The organism is Ruminococcus sp. AF17-1AC (genome assembly GCF_003461385.1).
Lineage (GTDB): Bacteria > Bacillota > Clostridia > Oscillospirales > Ruminococcaceae > Hominimerdicola > Hominimerdicola aceti.
This window is the reverse complement of sequence record NZ_QTWZ01000004.1, coordinates 1-17,520: the sequence shown is the minus strand read 5'-3', so window position 1 is coordinate 17,520 and position 17,520 is coordinate 1. Positions and strand designations below refer to the sequence as shown.

Here is a 17,520-nt window from a genome sequence, read left to right as displayed (position 1 = left end):
GCGTGGGCGATATGCCCTTGCGTTGTTAGCTACATAGTCCTCCACTTAGCAAGCAGGTCTTGCAGATCGTTTTTCGAGGAATATCTCATTCGGTCATAGAAATAATCGTTCTTGCTTTTCTGCGAGTCTTTAAGAATACCCGAATCATCGTCAAGACTTTTCCAGCCGTTTTGAAAAACGATATCCCCGTCAAGAGAAATTTCTATCTGAGGTGCATTTTCAAAGGCCATAGAATAAGTGCCGTTTTCTTTCCTCAGTGGTATGAAATATTCTCTGTTTTCCTGCATGATATAAGGGGTAGAGCTTTCAATGGTGATATTTGTTTTGCTTTCTTCTCTTGTCTTTGATACAAGGCTGTTTATTCTCAGCGTGTAATGTGCGCTGTCGCTGTCGAGCCTTGCTGAAAGCACTGTCACATCTGCAAAGAAGTCTGTATCTTCCAGAACGCTGTCCTCTGTGAAATAATCATCGCCCTTTGGAATGTAGCTGTCCTCATAAGCCTTTGTGTCTGTGTGGCTGAAACTGAGCTGTTCGTATGTCTTTTCTTCTCTGTTTTCAAGCCTAGCCTTGTCAGCCGTTTCTACGCTATGCTTTGAAACACTGTCCGACTCTGAGCGGATATCGGCGTAAAGGCTTACGCCGCCGATAATAAGCACGAGTGAGGCTGCTGCCGCTGCAAATTTTCTGTAATTTCTGCGGCTTACTTTTATCTGTGTCTGATCTTTGTCCGTTTTGTTTTCAAGCTGTCCCTCTATCCTGTCCCAGAGCTTTTCCATGTCAGGGGCAGTATCAGAAATATGCTTTTTGTAAAGAAATTTTATGTTCTTAGCCATAGATACTGTCCTCCTTTATGGTCTTTTTTAGTTTGAAAACAGCCTGACGGTATTTCCATGTGACAGTACCCAGCGGCTTCCCCACTGCCCGACTTATCTCACGAAATGTCATATCCATTCCAAGCCTCATGTTCAGGATATCCCTTTCGCCCTCTGAAAGCAGCTTCAAAGCCTCCTCGAAGGTGAGCTTTCCGATCACATCGTCGTCTACCCGCATACTGTCCTGCTGTTCTTTATGCCCTGCTTCTTCATCATCAAGGGTCGGCGTTTCGTGCCGCCTTTTTCTGATAAAGTCAAGAGCGAGATTTTTCGCCATTACAGTCAGATATCGCTTATGCCCCGTTCCCTTTCGGTACTGACCTGCGGTGTCCCATAGCTTTAGGAAAAAATCTGATGTGAGGTCCTCAGCGTCCTGAGGACTTTTCACAATGTCAAGCATGATGTTATATATCACCTTGCCGTAGCATTGATAGATCTCCCTAAGCCCGTTTTTGTCATTTTTCAGGATCAGCTCCACCCTGAAATCGAACTCAGTGTCGGTCAAGTCTTTCACACCCCTCGATAACTTATATACGATTCTGCACGGGAGATTTTATGGCAAAATAGTATACAAATTTTACTTTTATTTTTTGTGCATTGATAACAAACTTATGTACAAACACAATTGTGCCGATAAGATATTTTAGCACATTAAAGTGCTTCTGTCAAATAAAAGAACACACCCCCGTCCATATGAACGAGGATGTGTTCTTCGTGTGAAGATCTATGAGAAATTATTTGGAGAGGTCAATATTCCTTACAGCGTCCCTTACCTTAAGAACATAGGTCGGAGAAACTGAAAGCTCGTCAATGCCCATTCTCAGGAAGGTTTCTGTGAGAGTAGTGTCAGCCGCAAGCTCACCGCATATACCTATCCATGCGCCGTTCTTGTGGGCATTCTCTGCAGACATTTCAATAAGTCTGAGTATAGCCTCATGGTGAGTGTCGCAGAACTGCTCTATATCAGGGTTCTGTCTGTCGCAAGCAAGGGTATACTGAGTGAGGTCATTAGTGCCAACGCTGAAAAAGTCCACAAGCTTTGCAAGCTTGTCGCTTATGATAGCCGCCGCAGGGGTCTCTATCATGATGCCAAGCTCAACGCTGTCGGAAATTGTTATGCCCTGCTCTTTAAGCTCAGCCTTGACTTCACCACACATAGCAAGGGCTTTTTCCACCTCTGAAACGCTTGTTATCATAGGGAACATTATGCCCAGATTGCCGTATACGGAAGCTCTGAAAAGCGCTCTGAGCTGAGTTTTGAATATCTCAGGCCTTGTAAGACAAATTCTTATTGCTCTGTATCCCAAAGCTGGGTTTTCCTCTTTTTTCAGACCGAAATAATCCACCTGCTTGTCAGCACCGATATCCAGCGTTCTTATGATGACCTTTTTCCCTGCCATGCTCTCAAGAACACGCTTATAAGCCTGAAACTGCTGTTCCTCTGTAGGGAAATCTGAGTTTTCAAGATAAAGAAACTCGCTTCTGAAAAGACCTATTCCTCCTGCGTCATTAAGAAGCACTGCACCGATGTTGTCAACACTTCCGATATTTGCATAAATGTTTATCTTTTTACCGTCCTTTGTGACATTCTCCTTGCCTTTGAGGGTCTGCAAAAGACGCTTTTTCTCCTCGTCTGCTTTCTGCTTTGCGGTAAGCTCAGCGGTGGTCTTTTCATCAGGGTCAACGAATATCTCCCCTGTAAAACCGTCAACGATAGCAAAGTCGCCGTCCTTTATTTCTGACAGGAATTTGCTTCCTACGCCTATTACCGCAGGTATGTTCATATTTCTTGCAAGGATAGCTGTATGTGAATTTGATGAGCCATGTGCAGTAACGAAGGCAAGCACCTTGTCTTTATCAAGAGATATAGTTTCGCTAGGTGCAAGATCATCGGCACAAACTATCATCTTGTCGTCACCTGCTGAGCCGTCGCTGACATTGCCCGTGAGGTTTGCGATGATCCTGTTGGAAATATCCTTTACATCTGCGGCTCTTGCCTGCATATAAGGATCGTCCATAGAAGCAAACATCTCCGCAAAGTTGTCTGCCGTCACTGCCACTGCATATTCTGCGTTGACCTTCTGGCTGTCGATGATATTCTCTATAGACTCGTTATAATCATCATCTTCAAGCATCATCATGTGTATCTCAAAAATCTGAGCGTTTGTTTCGCCCACCTCCCTGAGTGCCTTGTCATAAATGCTCTGGAGCTGTTCTGTGGCTGCCTGCTTAGCTTGGGCAACTCGCTTCTTTTCTCCCTCGCTGTCTTCTGTGTGAATACGTTTTATAGCGGTATCCTGCTTTTTGAATACTGAGATCTTACCCATTGCTACTGCACCGTAAACGCCTTTTCCTGTATACTTAGTCATAAATATCCGCCCCTTTTCTCATAGATCTTATTATTTTTCACGCTGTTTCCAGCCGACGGGACGCACCTGCGAACACTCCGCAGAAACGTCCCGTCGGCTGGACGGCTTTTACCGCCCAGCTAACAGATAATAATTAAAGTGTTTCCTCAAAAAATGCCTTGAGTGCTTCAGAAGCCTTGTCCTCGTCTGCACCCTCGCAGGTAACAGTAACAGTATCGCCCTGCTTAACGCCAAGGCCCATAAGAGCCATAAGCTTTGTGATGTTCACGCTCTTTCCGCCCTTTTCGATAGTGCAAACGCTCTCGAACTCCTTTGCTTTCTTTGCAAGAAGTCCAGCCGGTCTTGCGTGGATACCAACTTCGTCTGTGATTGTGTAGCTAAATGTTTTCATGATGAATACCTCCAAATAATTATTTTATCTTCAAGATCATATCTCCTGCCGAAACGCTGTTTTGTGCGACAGGTTCAACAGACGCATAATCGTCCGTGTTGCCAATTATGATAGGTGTTGTCACCTTATAGCCTGCGGCTTTTATCTTATCCATATCAAAGCTTATGAGCAGGTCGCCTTTCTTGACCTCCTGACCGTCACTGACATGGGTTTCAAAATACTGTCCGCCAAGCTTTACAGTGTCGATACCGATATGGAGAAGTATCTCCACTCCATCGTCCGATACCATATTTACGGCATGCTTTGTGTCAAAAACGCTGTCTATCTTTCCATCGCATGGAGCGTAAAGCTTGCCCTCTGACGGCTCAACGGCTGCGCCCTCGCCCAGTATCTTTTGTGAGAACACCTCGTCCTCAACGTCCTCAAGCTTAACGGCAGTGCCGTTCATGTGAGAGTAAAGCGTTATTGTCTTGCCGTTAGTTTCTGTGTTTTCTGCACCCTCGGTCTGCGGTTTTTCTTCTATTTTATCAGAAGCTTCCTCAGTGCCGATAATGCTGTCAGGGTCATCGCTGTATGGCGAATCTATAAAATCCTCAAGATCTGATTTTATAACTGAGACCTTTGGTCCGTAAATGACCTGAATGCCGTTGCCCTTGTGGATAATGCCCGAAGCACCGCTGGCTTTGAGCATATCGTCCATGACCTTTGAGGCGTCATTTACTGTAACTCTAAGTCTTGTTGCACAGCAGTCAACGTCTGAAAGGTTATCTTTACCCCCAAGACCTTTGAGTATCATTGCACTTACAACGTCTGAAGCTCTCTTGTCTGTGCTCTTTACCTTTGCCGCCTTAGCCTCGTTCACGTCGCTTCTGCGATAAAGCTTAGGTTCAACGTCATCAGACTCTCTGCCAGGTGTTTTAAGATTCATCTTTGTTATCATAAAGTAGAACACAAAGTAGTAAACAACTGCATAGATAAGCCCCACAACAACTATCCATACCCAGTGGGTCTTTGCGTTGCCCTGCAAAATTCCGAAGAGGGTCATGTCTATAAGTCCACCTGAGAATGTCATTCCAACGCCTACGTTAAGAATGTGCATAAGCATATAGGAAAGTCCTGCCAATACGCAATGAACAGCGTACATAAGAGGAGCAACAAACAGAAATGTGAACTCCAAAGGCTCTGTGATACCTGTTATCATTGAAGTAAGAGCGGCTGACAGAAGCAAGCTTCCTACTACCTTTTTCTTTTCAGGACGAGCAGTTTTGTACATTGCAAATGCTGCAGCAGGAAGACCAAATATCATGAACGGGAATTTTCCTGCCATAAATCTTGTTGCCGATACTGAGAAAACTTCTGTTGACTTTGAAGCAAGCTCTGCAAAGAAGATGTTCTGTGCGCCTGCTACCATGTTGCCGTCTATCATCATCGAGCCGCCAAGCTCTGTCTGCCAGAAAGGCATATAGAAAACGTGATGAAGTCCGAATGGGATAAGAGCACGTTCAAGTATTCCATATATCCATGTGCCTGCATAGCCTGAGTTGAGAACGAGCACGCCAAGCTTTGAGATACCAAGCTGTACGATAGGCCACAGATAGAACATTATGATACCAACGATAAGGTATGTGACAGTTGAAACGATAGGAACAAATCTTGTTCCGCCAAAGAATGAAAGCACCTGCGGAAGTTCTGTTTTATAGAACTTGTTGTGCAGTGCCGCAACGCCAAGTCCTACAAGGATACCGCCGAAAACGCCCATTTGCAGGGTGGTGATACCAAGCACTGACGTTGTGGAGTTTTCTGCCATTGCCTCAACGCCGCCCTTTGCGGTGATAAGCGCGCTGATAGTGGTGTTCATTACGATATAGGCGATAGCACCCGAAAGGGCTGCGACTTCTTTTTCCTTCTTTGCCATTCCGATAGCAACGCCCATTGCAAACAGAAGCGCAAGGTTATCGAAAACGGCGCTTCCCGTTTTGCTCATTATGTCGAGGATAGTGTAAAGCACACCGCCCTCATAGATGAATTTGCCAAGATGATAGGTTTCGATAGTTGTGGCGTTGGTGAAAGAGCTGCCTATTCCAAGAAGCAGACCCGCCACCGGCAGCAGTGCGATAGGGAGCATGAAAGAGCGTCCCACACGCTGCAATACGCCGAAAATTTTATCCTTCATAATAATAATATCCTCCAAAAAATTATATCTCAGTCGAATTATCATTATGGTACCGTTAATGATAATACCGCAGCGAATACATTATATAAGCTGTGGCAATAATGCCTATCCGCTTATTTTCTTCAGATGAATCGAAAGAGTTATCATTTCATCTTCCGATATAGTTTTAGCATAATTCTTCAAAATATGATCCTGCATATGCTTTGCACATTTATACTGCTTTTTGAATTTCTTTTTTATGATATCAGCGAACTCCTCGTCCCTGCTGAGAACATTAGGAAGCTCCTGAGATTTGAAGAGCCTTTTCGCAAGATATTTTAAATGCACAAGAAATCTTTCATATGCCACCGAAGTTTTGTTTATCTTTCCTGACAAACAAGCGTCCGCGATCTCTGCACAGCCGTTCACCATTTTGGTGATATCCTGTATCTGTCCCATTTTTGTGCCGAGCCTTGCGTTTATGATGTGCATTGCGATAAAGCCTGCTTCATCGCCACTTAGCTCAACTCCCAAACGCTGATATATCTCCGCCACGCAATATCTTCCAAGAGCAAGCTCCTTCGGGAAGCAGTCGCTTATGGCGTCCATAAGAGGGTTTTCAAATTCAAGCCCCTGCTTTTTTCTTTCAATGGCAAATGAGATGTGGTCTGAAAGTGTTATTATTAGCGACTCGTTGAGCTTTCCGTCGATATGTGAAGAAATATAGTCCACAAGATCTGCCGTAAGCTTTATATGCTCATATGGTATCTCGGTCAGGCACTCGATAAGCCTTTTTCTAAGCTCTGAGTCTGTAACAAAATACATTTTCTGTATTTTATCCTTGTCAGGCTCGTCGCCGTATTTTTTTCCGAAGCCTATTCCCTTGCCTGAGATTATCTGCTCTTTTCCTTTATCGTCAATGACGCTTACGGTGTTATTATTTATCACCTTGATTATTTTCATTAAAGATCCCCCTATAAAATCAAAAAAACCAACCTTAATACGAACCCATACAATATGTCCGTACAAAGTTGGTCATGCCCAGTCTATAAATGAAAGGTAACACTCCAATAAAAGATGTTATGTATCAATTTCACTATAATTATATTAACACACCTACATTTATTTGTCAACAGCGTACATAAAATTTGTTTTCCAAATCTGTTTTTTTAACAAATAAACTCATTTTGTTTTGTATAAAATCTACAATCATCAGCCTGAAAAGCACAAAAAAGCCGTGGAAACACTGCTGTTCCCACGGCTTTCGGTATGTTAAGAGAGTATCTGTATAGCTTTATTACTTTGTCATAAGCTCGCAAACAAGGTTTGCAAACTCAACAGGGTTGTCGATAGACATACCCTCGATAAGCAAAGCCTGATCGTAAAGAAGCTTTGCATAGTCTTTCAGCTTGTCCTTATCGTTAGCATAGAGATCTTTCAGCTTCTCAAAGATAGGGTGGTTTGGATTTATCTCCAGAGCCTTTTCAGCCTTTACCTTGTTGCCGTCATTCTGAGGCATAGCGTTGAGGACTTTCTCCATTTCGATAGTTATGCTGCCGTCTGATGAAAGACAAACAGGGTGAGTTTTAAGCTTCTTTGAAAGACGGACAGTCTTTACCTTGTCAGCGATAGCTTCCTGCATGAAAGTGAACATATCCTTGTTCTCTTCGTCAAGCTTTTTAGCCTCTTCCTTTTCTTCCTCTGTGTCAAGGTCGAGGTCAGCGTCGCTTATGGACTTGAAAGGCTTGCCGTCATAGTTTATCATCACCTTGATAGCGAACTCGTCAACGTCCTGTGTAAAGTAAAGAACTTCATAGCCCTTATCCTTGATCTTTTCAAGCTGAGGGAGCATTTCGATCCTTTCCTTTGTTTCGCCGCAAGCATAGTAGATCTCTTTCTGATCTTCCTTCATTCTTGAAACATACTCTTTGAGTGTAACGTTCTTGCCGTCAAATGAGGACGGGAACATAAGAAGGTCTTTCAGAGTTTCGTTTGCAGCACCATATGACTGATAGATACCGAACTTGAACTGAAGTCCGAATACGCTGTAGAACTTCTCATACTTCTCACGATCGTTTTTCAGAAGCTTTGCAAGCTCGTTCTTTATGGACTTTTCAAGGTTCTTTGCGATTATCTTGAGCTGTCTGTCCTGCTGTAAAAGCTCACGGGAGATGTTCAGCGAGAGATCCTCAGAGTCAACAACGCCCTTTACAAAGCTGAACCAGTCAGGAAGCAGGTCTGCACATTTTTCCATTATCATTACACCGCTTGAATAAAGCTGGAGTCCCTTTTCATAGTCCTTTGAGTAATAGTCAAAAGGCGCACGGGCAGGTATGTAAAGCAGTGCGTCATATGTTGCAACGCCCTCGTTCTTTGAATGGATATGTGCAATAGGCGGCTCATAGTCGCCGAACTTCTCCATGTAGAAGTTGTTGTAATCCTCGTCCTTTAGCTCGCTCTTGTTCTTCTTCCAGATAGGGGTCATGCTGTTAAGAGTTTCGATAGCCTTGTGTACCTCAGGCTCTTTGCCCTCCTCATTATAATGAGTATGCTCGACTTCCATTCTGATAGGGAATCTGATGTAGTCAGAATATTTCTTTACAAGTGACTGTATCTGATACTGATCAAGATATGTTGAATACTTCTCGTCATCAGTATCGTCCTTGAGTTTCAGTGTGATAGTTGTACCGACGCCGTCAGGCTTGTCACACTCTTCTATTGTGTAGCCCTCAACGCCGTCAGATGTCCACTTATAAGCCTGATCGCTGCCGAAAGCCTTTGTTACAACGGTAACTTCCTTTGCTACCATAAAAGTAGAATAGAAGCCTACACCGAACTGACCGATGATATCAACATCGTCCCCAAGGTCATTGTCTTTCTTGAAAGCGAACGAGCCTGAGTTTGCGATAGTACCAAGGTTGTTTTCAAGATCCTCCTCGGTCATACCGATGCCGTTATCAGAAACTGTAAGCGTTCTGTTTTCCTTGTCGATAGCGATATTGATAGCGAAGTCGCTCTTTTTCATTCCCACAGAAGTGTCTGTCAGGGACTTGAAATACAGCTTATCAATAGCGTCGCTTGCATTTGAGATTATCTCTCTGAGAAAAATCTCCTTATGAGTGTAGATCGAATTGATCATCATATCGAGCAGTCTTTTTGATTCTGCCTTAAATTCTTTTGTCTGCATAAAATCTCGACCTTTCCTTAATAATATTTTACTTTCTTTGAATACTGTTCCATATAATTAGCACTCTATCTATTTGAGTGCTAATTATATTATACAACAAGGTTGATAAAATGCAATAGTTATCACAAAATTTCTCTTATTTATTTACAAATCCATAATATTTCATCACATACCTGACAAAATACCATTTGCAAAAGCACCATGTTGTGTGTTATAATATATAGATAAGACCGAACAAGGGAGGAATAATATTTGACTACCAAAAAGTCTGTTTCTCTGCTGACCCCTGAAAAACAGCAGGAAAAGAAACTTCTTACTATAGATTGCGTGAAAATTTCACTTCTGCTCATTTTATACAACCTGCTAAACAGGATATTCGCAGTGTTATTCTTTTACGTTGCATACACTTATCACTCAGGAAAAATCACTCTTAGCTACTCGGCAGTTCTCAGCTATCTGAAAAAGCAGACCGCTTTTATAAGCTCAACTACTTTTTCCATGACGGCAAATTTGTTTATCACTCTTATGAGCGTGCTTGTTTTTGGGATAGTTTTTGCTATACTTTTCCGAAAACGAGAATCAAGCTTCATAAAGCCGAAAAAAGGCACGGCAGTAAAAGGGTTAAAATGGTTTTCAGCCTGCTTTGTGATAAACATTCTGCTGTCACAGCTCACATCTATCCTCACGGGTATACTTGGTCAAAACGGAGTGACAGTTCCCACAAGCGATTTTTCCATTCATCAGCCCTCTGCCCTTGCAGTAATAGTGCAGTTCTCATACGTTGTGATAATAGCCCCTATCGTGGAGGAATTTATCTACCGTGGAGCGATCCTCACGGCTCTAAGCCCATACGGAAGGGGTGCGGCGGTGCTTTTCTCGGCACTTGCATTCGGACTTATGCACGGAAATATCCCTCAGGCGGCTTCGGCATTCGGCACAGGACTTGTTTACGCTATTATCGCCGCAAAGTGCGGCTCGATACTGCCAACAGTTATAATACACTGTCTAAACAATCTGCTTGCAAACTTCTCGTCCATATCTGATGCGATAGGGCTTGAACACTATGAAACCTTCATGAGCGTTGCTGAGATAGTCATAGGTCTGGCAGGCTTTATGGTTCTTTTCACAAGCCTTAAAAAGCTTATCATTGATGACAGCGAAAACGTGCTTACACCGAAAGAATGTCGCAGATACGTCTTTACAAACCCTGCCACTATAGTATATATGCTCTGCCTTATCGTGCCGATAATAAAGAGTCTTGTCCAAGCAAACAGCTGATAAAACAAAACGGGTGACTGCCAACACTAAGTTGACAGCCGCCCGTTATTTTTATATCCAAAAGTTAATTAGTATGCCTTGCCCCAAAGTACCATATGCTTTGCTGGTTTTCCACAGCATACGCAGGTATCTGTTATCTCTTCCTGCTCGAACGGGATACATCTTGAACCTACTCCTGTGAGTTCCTTTACCTTATCCTCGCAAGCTTCATCGCCGCACCACATTGCCTTAACAAAGCCGTCGCCCTTTTCCTCAAGAGCCTTTGTTATCTCGTCAAGTGTCTTGCAAACATAGGTACGTCTTTCTCTGTTTTCAAGTGCCTTCGCATAAAGACCATCATGAACAGCCTGAAGTCTTTCATTTACTGTTTCAACAAGCTCACCAAGCTTGCAGAATACCTTTTCTCTGTTGTGTCTTGTAACAAGCACACACTGATCGTTCTCAATATCCTTTGGACCAATTTCAAGTCTTACAGGAACGCCCTTCATCTCATACTGTGCAAACTTCCAGCCAGGTGACTGCTCTGAATCGTCGAGCTTAACTCTTATGCCTGCATTTTTAAGTGTGTTGTAAAGCTCGTTAGCCTTGTCAAGAACGCCCTCTTTGTGCTGTGCTATAGGCACGATAACTACCTGAACAGGTGCAACAGCAGGTGGCAGAACAAGTCCGTTATCGTCGCCGTGTGTCATTATAACTGCACCGATAAGCCTTGTCGTAACGCCCCATGATGTCTGGAATGGGTGTGCAAGCTTATTATCTCTTCCGGTATAAGTGATATCGAAAGCCTTTGCAAAGCCATCGCCAAAGTAATGCGAAGTGCCTGCCTGCAAAGCCTTGCCGTCGTGCATAAGAGCCTCGATAGCGTATGTTGCTTCTGCACCTGCGAACTTGTCGCTCTCTGTCTTTCTGCCCTTTACGACCGGCATAGCAAGCTGCTGCTCGCAGAAATCAGCGTATACGTTGAGCATTCTCTCTGTCTCCTCGATAGCCTCCTCAGGTGTCTCGTGGATAGTATGACCCTCCTGCCACAGGAACTCTCTTGAACGAAGAAATGGTCTTGTTGTTTTTTCCCAACGTACAACAGATACCCACTGATTGTAAAGCTTAGGAAGATCTCTGTAGGAATGGACTATATTAGCATAATGCTCGCAGAAAAGCGTTTCAGACGTTGGTCTTACGCAAAGTCTGTCTTCAAGCTTTTCACTTCCGCCGTATGTTACCCAAGCTACCTCAGGTGCAAAGCCCTCAACGTGGTCTTTCTCCTTCTGAAGCAGGCTCTCAGGGATAAACATAGGCATGCAAACATTTTCATGTCCAAGCTCCTTGAACTTTGTGTCAAGTATATGTTGGATATTCTCCCATATTGCGTAGCCGTAAGGTCTTATTACCATACAGCCTTTTACGCTTGTGTATGAAACAAGCTCAGCCTTCATACATATATCAGTATACCACTTTGCGAAATCCTCGTCCATGGAGGTTATCGCATCAACCATTTTCTTATCCTTAGCCATTTATAAAACCTCTTTCTTATATCATTCAGGCATTGTCATTATTCTTGTTGCCGTCGTCTTTTTTAACAGCTTCACTGCTGACATTCTTCTTTTTCTTTTTAAAATTAAGAGCATAGATATCCTCGTTATATATCTTATAGTTGGGATCCCAGCCGTCAATGTGGGACTTATCAAATATGCCCTGTACCTTATAGTTCTCAGGATCATTCCCTGTATTCTCACCGTCCACCCTTTCGGGATCGTCCTTTTCGGCAAGCTCAGGGTGACGTTTTTCAATAAATCGTGCTATTTTCGGAGTGATAAGGCAGGCAATGACGATAAAGGTCATTATTACGACACAGCCTGCTGCCAGCTTCAACAGCAATAGCAGTAATTCTTTATTCAGACAAGTCACCTCTTTTCGCAAACATAAAGTTATTATAGCACAATTATCATCCAAATTCAAGAGGTGAAATATGAATTTACCGCCATTTCTGACCTTTAGCACGAAAAAAGGCGGAACAAAGTCCGCCTTAAAGCATTTTCTTTCGTTTGAAAAAGATTATACACACTATCACTACTATTATACTAAGAGCTATAACACCCGGATACCCCTCTTTGAGTTCGGGCATATTCTGAAAGTTCATGCCATACCAGCCCGTGATAAGGGTCAGAGGGAAAAATATAGTGGATATGACCGTAAGAAACTCCATATTCTTGTTCTGCTGAGCATTGACATGGGACTGATAAGCATCTCGCACCTGCGTTGCATATTCAAGAAGATGTACAGTTCTGCCCATGAGCCTGTCGGCACGGTCTGAGATAGTGCCGAAATATTTTTTCTGCTTTTTCTCAAAGAAGCCGTTCTCGTCCTCTTCAAGCTCTCTGCCCAGATCCATTATTTCATCATAGTAGCTTCTCAAAATAAGAAGCTCTTTTCTGATAGGCGTTATGGTTTCAAGAAAATCGTCCGTCTTGCCATCGTTTACGTTTTCCTCAAGCTCCATAAGCTTTTGCTCATGTTCCGCAAGAAGCTCGGTGTCACGGAGCATAAATTCGCTGAAAAAATTGTAGATAAAATGCTCCCTGCTCTCTCCCTGATTATGCCTGCTTCTCTGTATGCGTTGGACTAGCCTGAGCGAAAACTCCTCATCGTCTATTATCACCATGTTTTTGTTGTCGATAAAAAACTGTATCCTGTGTCGGCTTCCCTTTATGTCAAGAAGCTTGGGGATAGAAAGCGTGCCTGCCAGACAGAAAGGCTGTGATTCTATCTTACAGAACACAACGTCACGCAGGGATATCACGCCCTCGTAGGTTATGTTCGCCGTTCTGAGGGTTTCCTCTGCGTGAGCAGAGTCGGTAATAAACACAGCCGAGCAAGTTTGTTCGCTTAGCTGTGCCGGTGTTATTTCTTCAAGTGAACCCTTCAGGGCAAATATTGTCATTTATCCTCGACCTCCGCCTTTGAAGCTCTTTCATAGGCAAGGTCATAGAAAAGTTCCTGAGAATTGAGTGGCTCTTTGCCGTCTGAAACAAGGGTATATTCCCCGTCAGAATCAAGCTCTCTTGCCTGACAATTATCTGCAAGCATTTTGTCGAACATCATGCTTATCTGAGACTTGATATCCTCGTCAAGAATAGGTGCAGCGACCTCAACACGTCTGAGGGTGTTTCTTGTCATAAAGTCTGCGGAAGCAATATATATCTTTCTTTCCTCGCCCTTGCCAAACATATAGACACGGGAATGTTCAAGAAAACGTCCTACAATGCTTATTATCCTGATGTTGTCGGTTTCGCCCTCAACGCCTGGGATAAGACAGCATATGCCTCTTACCACAAGGTCTATCTTAACGCCTGCTCTTGAAGCTTCGATAAATCTGTCGATTATCTTCTTATCAGTGAGAGAATTTATCTTCACGCCTATATAGCCCTCTCCCCCTGATTGTGCTATGGCTATCTGCTCGTCTATCATATCAAGCACCTTGTTTTGCAGACAATTCGGTGCTACCAACAGCTTGTCAACGCTCTTTACAGTATCGTCAGAAGCAAGAGCATTGAACACGTCTATAGCGTCCTTTGCGATGTCCTTATCGCAGGTCATAACAGACAGGTCGGTATAAAGTCTTGAAGTTTTCTCGTTGTAGTTTCCAGTGCCTATCTGAGTATAATACTCGGTCTTTGTGCCTGAACGCTTTGTGATAAGGCAAAGCTTTGAATGTACCTTATAGCCCTCCAGACCATAGATAACAGTACAGCCAGCCTTTTCAAGTCGGCGTGACCACTCGATATTATTTTCCTCATCAAATCTCGCCTTAAGCTCCACCAATACAAGAACGTCCTTGCCGTTCTCTGCGGCTTCACAAAGGGCTTCGACCACCTCACTGTGCTTTGCCACACGATACAATGTCATTTTTATAGACACAACATTTTTATCGTCAGCCGCCTCACGAAGCATATTGATAAAAGGCTTTATGCTATCAAAAGGATAAGAAAGCAGTCTGTCTTTCTTTTTTATCTGCGGCAGGATCGGCTTGTTATCGTCAAAGGCAGTAAACCTCTGCGGAACTCTCTTTTTATAGAAAAGCTCGGTTTTCTGTCTGAGTATATCCTGTATCTGGAACAGAAATGACAGATCAAGAGGAGTGCTGTTTCTGAAAACAGATTTTTTATTCACTTCAAGCTGTTTGCAGAGCAGGTCAACGATATTGTTATCAAGCTGCCTTGAAAGCTCCAGTCTGACAGGTGCAAGACGCTTTCTTTTCTTGATAAGGTCAGCCATGAACTCACGGTAATCAAGATCTTCGTCGTAAAGTGCGTCTGCGTCGATATCAGCATTTCTTGTAACTCTTATAAGTGACTTTGACTTCACAGTATATCCCTTGAAAATTTTCGGGACATAGTGGAGGATAAGCTCTTCAGAAAGCATATACTTGCCTGTTGAACCGACTTTTATAAGTCTTGGAAAGACCTCACTTCCGCAGGAGATAACACCCAGCTTCTCCTTGGAATTTTTGCTTTCAAGGACAACTGCAGCATAGATATCCTTATTTTTAAGGAAAGGGAAAGGCTGTCTTTTGCCCACCACCATAGGCGACAGGAGCGGAGCTATCTGTTTAATAAAATACTGTTCCAACTGAGAATTTTCCTCCGCTGTAAGCTTGGAAAAATCAACAAGAGCAACGCCCTGCTCGGCTATTTTCTTCATAAGGTCAGCGTAGATCTTATTTTTACGCTCGTTAAGCTCGCCCACTCTAGCGATAACGGCTTTGAGCTGTTCCTTAGCGGTCATATTTGTTTTATTTTCCCTGCTGTCAGGGTCTACCTCCATTTGGTCAGTGAGCGAGCCTACACGAACCATAAAGAACTCGTCCAGATTGCTCTGATAGATAGAAGCAAAAGAAAGTCTTTCACAGAGTGGCACGCACTCACGCTCAGCCTCCTCAAGGACTCTTTCATTAAATTTGAGCCACGACAGCTCTCTATTCATAAACACGTTTTTCATTGTGCCATACTCCTTTTATTATGATATCAAAACATCTATATAAATTTAATTTATTATATCACAAAACGGCGAACTGTTAAAGAGGTTTAAGCAAAATTCATGTAAAATATTCTTCTTTTATGCAGTATTGACCACATCGGCACAATCAAATTATGCAAAATGATAGATTTTCGTAAATTTGCAGGCAAAAATACTGTACAAAAAAGCAAAAATCAAAAATATCAATATTTTTTATGCAAAAAAGGTTGACAACGGGGCACAAATAGTGTATAATAATCAAGTCGCTATGAGAAACGCATATGGCGGTATAGCTCAGTTGGCTAGAGCACTTGGTTCATACCCAGGGTGTCACCGGTTCAAATCCAGTTACCGCTACCACATTTCTCATAGCGAAAAATCGGCCCGTTGGTCAAGAGGTTAAGACGCCGCCCTTTCACGGCGGAATCATGGGTTCAATTCCCGTACGGGTCACCATAATTGTGCAATAAAATAGATGCACACCTCGAAAAGCTCGTATTTACGAGCTTTTTTTGCGTTTTGAGAGCGAAATTTTCAGGTGTAAAACCATAGATGCTTTTTCGTTAAAAAAGGATCTGAACCCTCAACAATTAAACATCGTCAAACAAAACGGCAGACTTTGAGTATATTTTGCTCTAAGCCTGCCGATTTGTATATAAAAGAACTTTCACAAAGTTTTCAATACAAATTTATTGGATCTGCCGATTTTGTTGGTATCTCTTAAAACAGAGAAACCAATAGGATCGGCTTTTTTGTTTTTTAAGAGAGATGGTGATCCCAATGTGGCAGAGGCTGTATTAACAGATGAGAAAATAAATTTGACAGGAGGAATGTGAAATGTATTACAATAAAGAAAACGTTGAAAGGCTGAGACAGAGATATCCGGAAGGAACTCGTATCTGCCTTGACCAAATGAACGATGACCCGTTCCCTGTTGAGTCGGGAACGTTTGGCAAGGTCGATCACGTGGATGATATCGGCACTGTGCATTGTATCTTTGATAACGGCAGAACGCTCGGAGTTATCCCAGGCGTGGTCGATTTTCATATCGTAAGTGAAGATAGTGAGCAAACAGAAGATGAAGAAATGAATATATCAATGTGACGGTCAAGTTTTGAAAAAAGCTTGACCGTTTTTTTTGTTTGAAAAATCGGAAAGGAGATGATTCGTACTGATAAAATGTTTCGATATCTTTGCAGGTATCGGCGGATTTCGCTCAGGGTTTGAAAAAGCAGGCGGATTCAAGTGCGTCGGTTACTGCGAGATCGATAAGTATGCAAAGAAAGCCTATGAAATTTTGTATGATACAGAAGGTGAGGTGTTTTATGATGACGCAAGAAAAATCGACCCAAACGAGCTGCCCGATCTCGACCTTATATGCGGAGAAATTACCAAGCACAAGTTTTACGAAAAAAAATCACAGCACCTGTTATGGGTGCTGTGATTTTTGATTCCGATAAACTGGAATTTTAATTACTTTTTATACGGTTTATAATGCGGATTTTCGGAATTATTTTTCCAATATGCCTCTATACCGTATTCTCTAATTTGTTGATTTCCTTCCAGCCACTGCCGGTATACTATTTCTTCAAACAATCCCTGCGTTTTTTTACATGGAAACTCATTGCACTCTCCACAAAAATCAACACCATGGTTCTTTGTACATTCAAGTAAAAAACACCCTTCAATGCTACAACCATTATGTTCTGTGCTGCGGCAACCTGAACAAGAAGCACCCGCATATATGCTAAGTACTCCCTCAAAGTTGTTATAGCTTTCTACGGCATCGGGCATATGTACCTCATAAAATTCTTTTATGCCCTCCAAATATTTTAATAATGTTTTAGCCGACGCACAAATTATGCCATCATTATATGCCGAACAAGTGTGGCACATTAGAGAACATGGTGCAACCTTTTTAGTAATTTCACTTTTCTCCATTTTTGTACTCCTCCACTAAATTTCGATTTGTTAGGCAGTTTATCCCAACCAATTTTCTAAATTATTATATCATATCCAAAAATAAAATTCAAGTAGAAAGGACAATAAATTTTACTTAATCTCCAAATCAGGCAAAAGCAATAAGTTATAACCCCTGTAATTCTGCAAAATGGTGAGCAGAAACCTGAAACTTGCAAGAAAAATGAAAGGGTCAAAGCCACAGGAATGTCCGATGCACAGCTGTACAAGCAAGCAGGAAATGCCGTGACTACAAATGTTATCGAGGCTATTGGAAAGTATATTTCAGAGATCGACAA

15 protein-coding genes and 2 tRNA genes are annotated in these 17,520 nt (G+C 42.6%); 5 read left to right on the top strand and 12 right to left on the bottom strand.

The window, feature by feature from the left end; translation table 11 throughout:
• Window positions 1-29 precede the first annotated feature (29 nt).
• The 7 genes from DWW81_RS03900 to htpG all read right to left on the bottom strand — a co-directional run bounded on the left by DWW81_RS03900 (window position 30) and on the right by htpG (window position 8,971).
• Entirely contained in the window at window positions 30-833 is an 804-nt protein-coding gene (locus DWW81_RS03900; protein ID WP_117896768.1) for a hypothetical protein, read from the bottom strand.
• Complete coding sequence (locus DWW81_RS03895; RefSeq protein ID WP_117891208.1) at window positions 826-1,386, bottom strand: sigma-70 family RNA polymerase sigma factor; 561 nt, start codon at window positions 1,384-1,386, stop codon at window positions 826-828. Before DWW81_RS03895 ends, DWW81_RS03900 begins: the two co-directional genes overlap by 8 nt.
• Window positions 1,387-1,606: 220 nt before the next feature.
• Entirely contained in the window at window positions 1,607-3,241 is a 1,635-nt protein-coding gene (ptsP, locus tag DWW81_RS03890) for a phosphoenolpyruvate--protein phosphotransferase (protein ID WP_117896767.1), read from the bottom strand.
• Window positions 3,242-3,374: 133 nt separating this feature from the next.
• On the bottom strand, window positions 3,375-3,632 hold the full coding sequence (locus tag DWW81_RS03885) for an HPr family phosphocarrier protein (RefSeq protein WP_022286557.1): 258 nt from the start codon (window positions 3,630-3,632) through the stop codon (window positions 3,375-3,377).
• Between the two features lie 19 nt (window positions 3,633-3,651).
• Window positions 3,652-5,805 (bottom strand): PTS transporter subunit IIABC, encoded by a 2,154-nt coding sequence (locus DWW81_RS03880; RefSeq protein WP_117896766.1) that lies wholly within the window; start codon window positions 5,803-5,805, stop codon window positions 3,652-3,654.
• A 105-nt stretch (window positions 5,806-5,910) separates the two neighbouring features.
• Window positions 5,911-6,747: a PRD domain-containing protein gene (locus DWW81_RS03875; protein WP_117896765.1), complete on the bottom strand. Its 837-nt coding sequence runs from the start codon at window positions 6,745-6,747 to the stop codon at window positions 5,911-5,913.
• Between the two features lie 334 nt (window positions 6,748-7,081).
• The gene (gene htpG / locus DWW81_RS03870; protein WP_117896764.1) at window positions 7,082-8,971 is read right to left on the bottom strand and encodes a molecular chaperone HtpG; all 1,890 of its coding nucleotides are present in this window, start codon (window positions 8,969-8,971) and stop codon (window positions 7,082-7,084) included.
• Between the two features lie 252 nt (window positions 8,972-9,223).
• Between htpG and DWW81_RS03865 the strand changes: the two genes are divergently transcribed.
• Window positions 9,224-10,249, top strand: a complete 1,026-nt coding sequence (locus tag DWW81_RS03865) for a type II CAAX endopeptidase family protein (RefSeq protein ID WP_117896763.1) — start codon at window positions 9,224-9,226, stop codon at window positions 10,247-10,249.
• Between the two features lie 68 nt (window positions 10,250-10,317).
• Here DWW81_RS03865 and proS read toward each other — a convergent pair whose 3' ends face one another.
• The 4 genes from proS to ppk1 all read right to left on the bottom strand — a co-directional run bounded on the left by proS (window position 10,318) and on the right by ppk1 (window position 15,244).
• Complete coding sequence (proS, locus tag DWW81_RS03860) at window positions 10,318-11,760, bottom strand: proline--tRNA ligase (RefSeq protein WP_117896762.1); 1,443 nt, start codon at window positions 11,758-11,760, stop codon at window positions 10,318-10,320.
• 25 nt (window positions 11,761-11,785) lie between these two features.
• On the bottom strand, window positions 11,786-12,124 hold the full coding sequence (locus DWW81_RS03855) for a hypothetical protein (RefSeq protein ID WP_242843658.1): 339 nt from the start codon (window positions 12,122-12,124) through the stop codon (window positions 11,786-11,788).
• 148 nt (window positions 12,125-12,272) lie between these two features.
• Window positions 12,273-13,187, bottom strand: coding sequence for a CorA family divalent cation transporter (locus tag DWW81_RS03850; RefSeq protein ID WP_117896761.1), 915 nt, complete (start codon window positions 13,185-13,187; stop codon window positions 12,273-12,275).
• The gene (gene ppk1, locus DWW81_RS03845) at window positions 13,184-15,244 is read right to left on the bottom strand and encodes a polyphosphate kinase 1 (protein ID WP_117896760.1); all 2,061 of its coding nucleotides are present in this window, start codon (window positions 15,242-15,244) and stop codon (window positions 13,184-13,186) included. The genes DWW81_RS03850 and ppk1 overlap by 4 nt, the downstream gene beginning before the upstream one ends.
• A gap of 301 nt (window positions 15,245-15,545) precedes the next feature.
• Between ppk1 and DWW81_RS03840 the strand changes: the two genes are divergently transcribed.
• The 4 genes from DWW81_RS03840 to DWW81_RS03825 all read left to right on the top strand — a co-directional run bounded on the left by DWW81_RS03840 (window position 15,546) and on the right by DWW81_RS03825 (window position 16,706).
• Window positions 15,546-15,622, top strand: a tRNA-Met gene (locus DWW81_RS03840).
• A 21-nt stretch (window positions 15,623-15,643) separates the two neighbouring features.
• Window positions 15,644-15,718, top strand: a tRNA-Glu gene (locus DWW81_RS03835).
• A 381-nt stretch (window positions 15,719-16,099) separates the two neighbouring features.
• Window positions 16,100-16,366, top strand: coding sequence for a DUF4314 domain-containing protein (locus DWW81_RS03830; protein ID WP_117896759.1), 267 nt, complete (start codon window positions 16,100-16,102; stop codon window positions 16,364-16,366).
• Window positions 16,367-16,433: 67 nt separating this feature from the next.
• Complete coding sequence (locus tag DWW81_RS03825) at window positions 16,434-16,706, top strand: DNA cytosine methyltransferase (RefSeq protein ID WP_117858182.1); 273 nt, start codon at window positions 16,434-16,436, stop codon at window positions 16,704-16,706.
• 29 nt (window positions 16,707-16,735) lie between these two features.
• Here the strand turns inward: DWW81_RS03825 and DWW81_RS03820 are convergent, their stop codons facing one another.
• Entirely contained in the window at window positions 16,736-17,203 is a 468-nt protein-coding gene (locus DWW81_RS03820) for a DUF3795 domain-containing protein (protein WP_117858184.1), read from the bottom strand.
• Window positions 17,204-17,520 lie beyond the last annotated feature (317 nt).

Coding starts and splice junctions, on each gene's coding strand:
- DWW81_RS03885 (WP_022286557.1), bottom strand. CDS start 3,632: ATGAAAACATTTAGCTACACAATCACAGACGAAGTTGGTATCCACGCA.
- proS (WP_117896762.1), bottom strand. CDS start 11,760: ATGGCTAAGGATAAGAAAATGGTTGATGCGATAACCTCCATGGACGAG.
- DWW81_RS03900 (WP_117896768.1), bottom strand. CDS start 833: ATGGCTAAGAACATAAAATTTCTTTACAAAAAGCATATTTCTGATACT.
- DWW81_RS03875 (WP_117896765.1), bottom strand. CDS start 6,747: ATGAAAATAATCAAGGTGATAAATAATAACACCGTAAGCGTCATTGAC.
- ptsP (WP_117896767.1), bottom strand. CDS start 3,241: ATGACTAAGTATACAGGAAAAGGCGTTTACGGTGCAGTAGCAATGGGT.
- DWW81_RS03830 (WP_117896759.1), top strand. CDS start 16,100: ATGTATTACAATAAAGAAAACGTTGAAAGGCTGAGACAGAGATATCCG.
- DWW81_RS03880 (WP_117896766.1), bottom strand. CDS start 5,805: ATGAAGGATAAAATTTTCGGCGTATTGCAGCGTGTGGGACGCTCTTTC.
- ppk1 (WP_117896760.1), bottom strand. CDS start 15,244: ATGAAAAACGTGTTTATGAATAGAGAGCTGTCGTGGCTCAAATTTAAT.
- DWW81_RS03820 (WP_117858184.1), bottom strand. CDS start 17,203: ATGGAGAAAAGTGAAATTACTAAAAAGGTTGCACCATGTTCTCTAATG.
- htpG (WP_117896764.1), bottom strand. CDS start 8,971: ATGCAGACAAAAGAATTTAAGGCAGAATCAAAAAGACTGCTCGATATG.
- DWW81_RS03850 (WP_117896761.1), bottom strand. CDS start 13,187: ATGACAATATTTGCCCTGAAGGGTTCACTTGAAGAAATAACACCGGCA.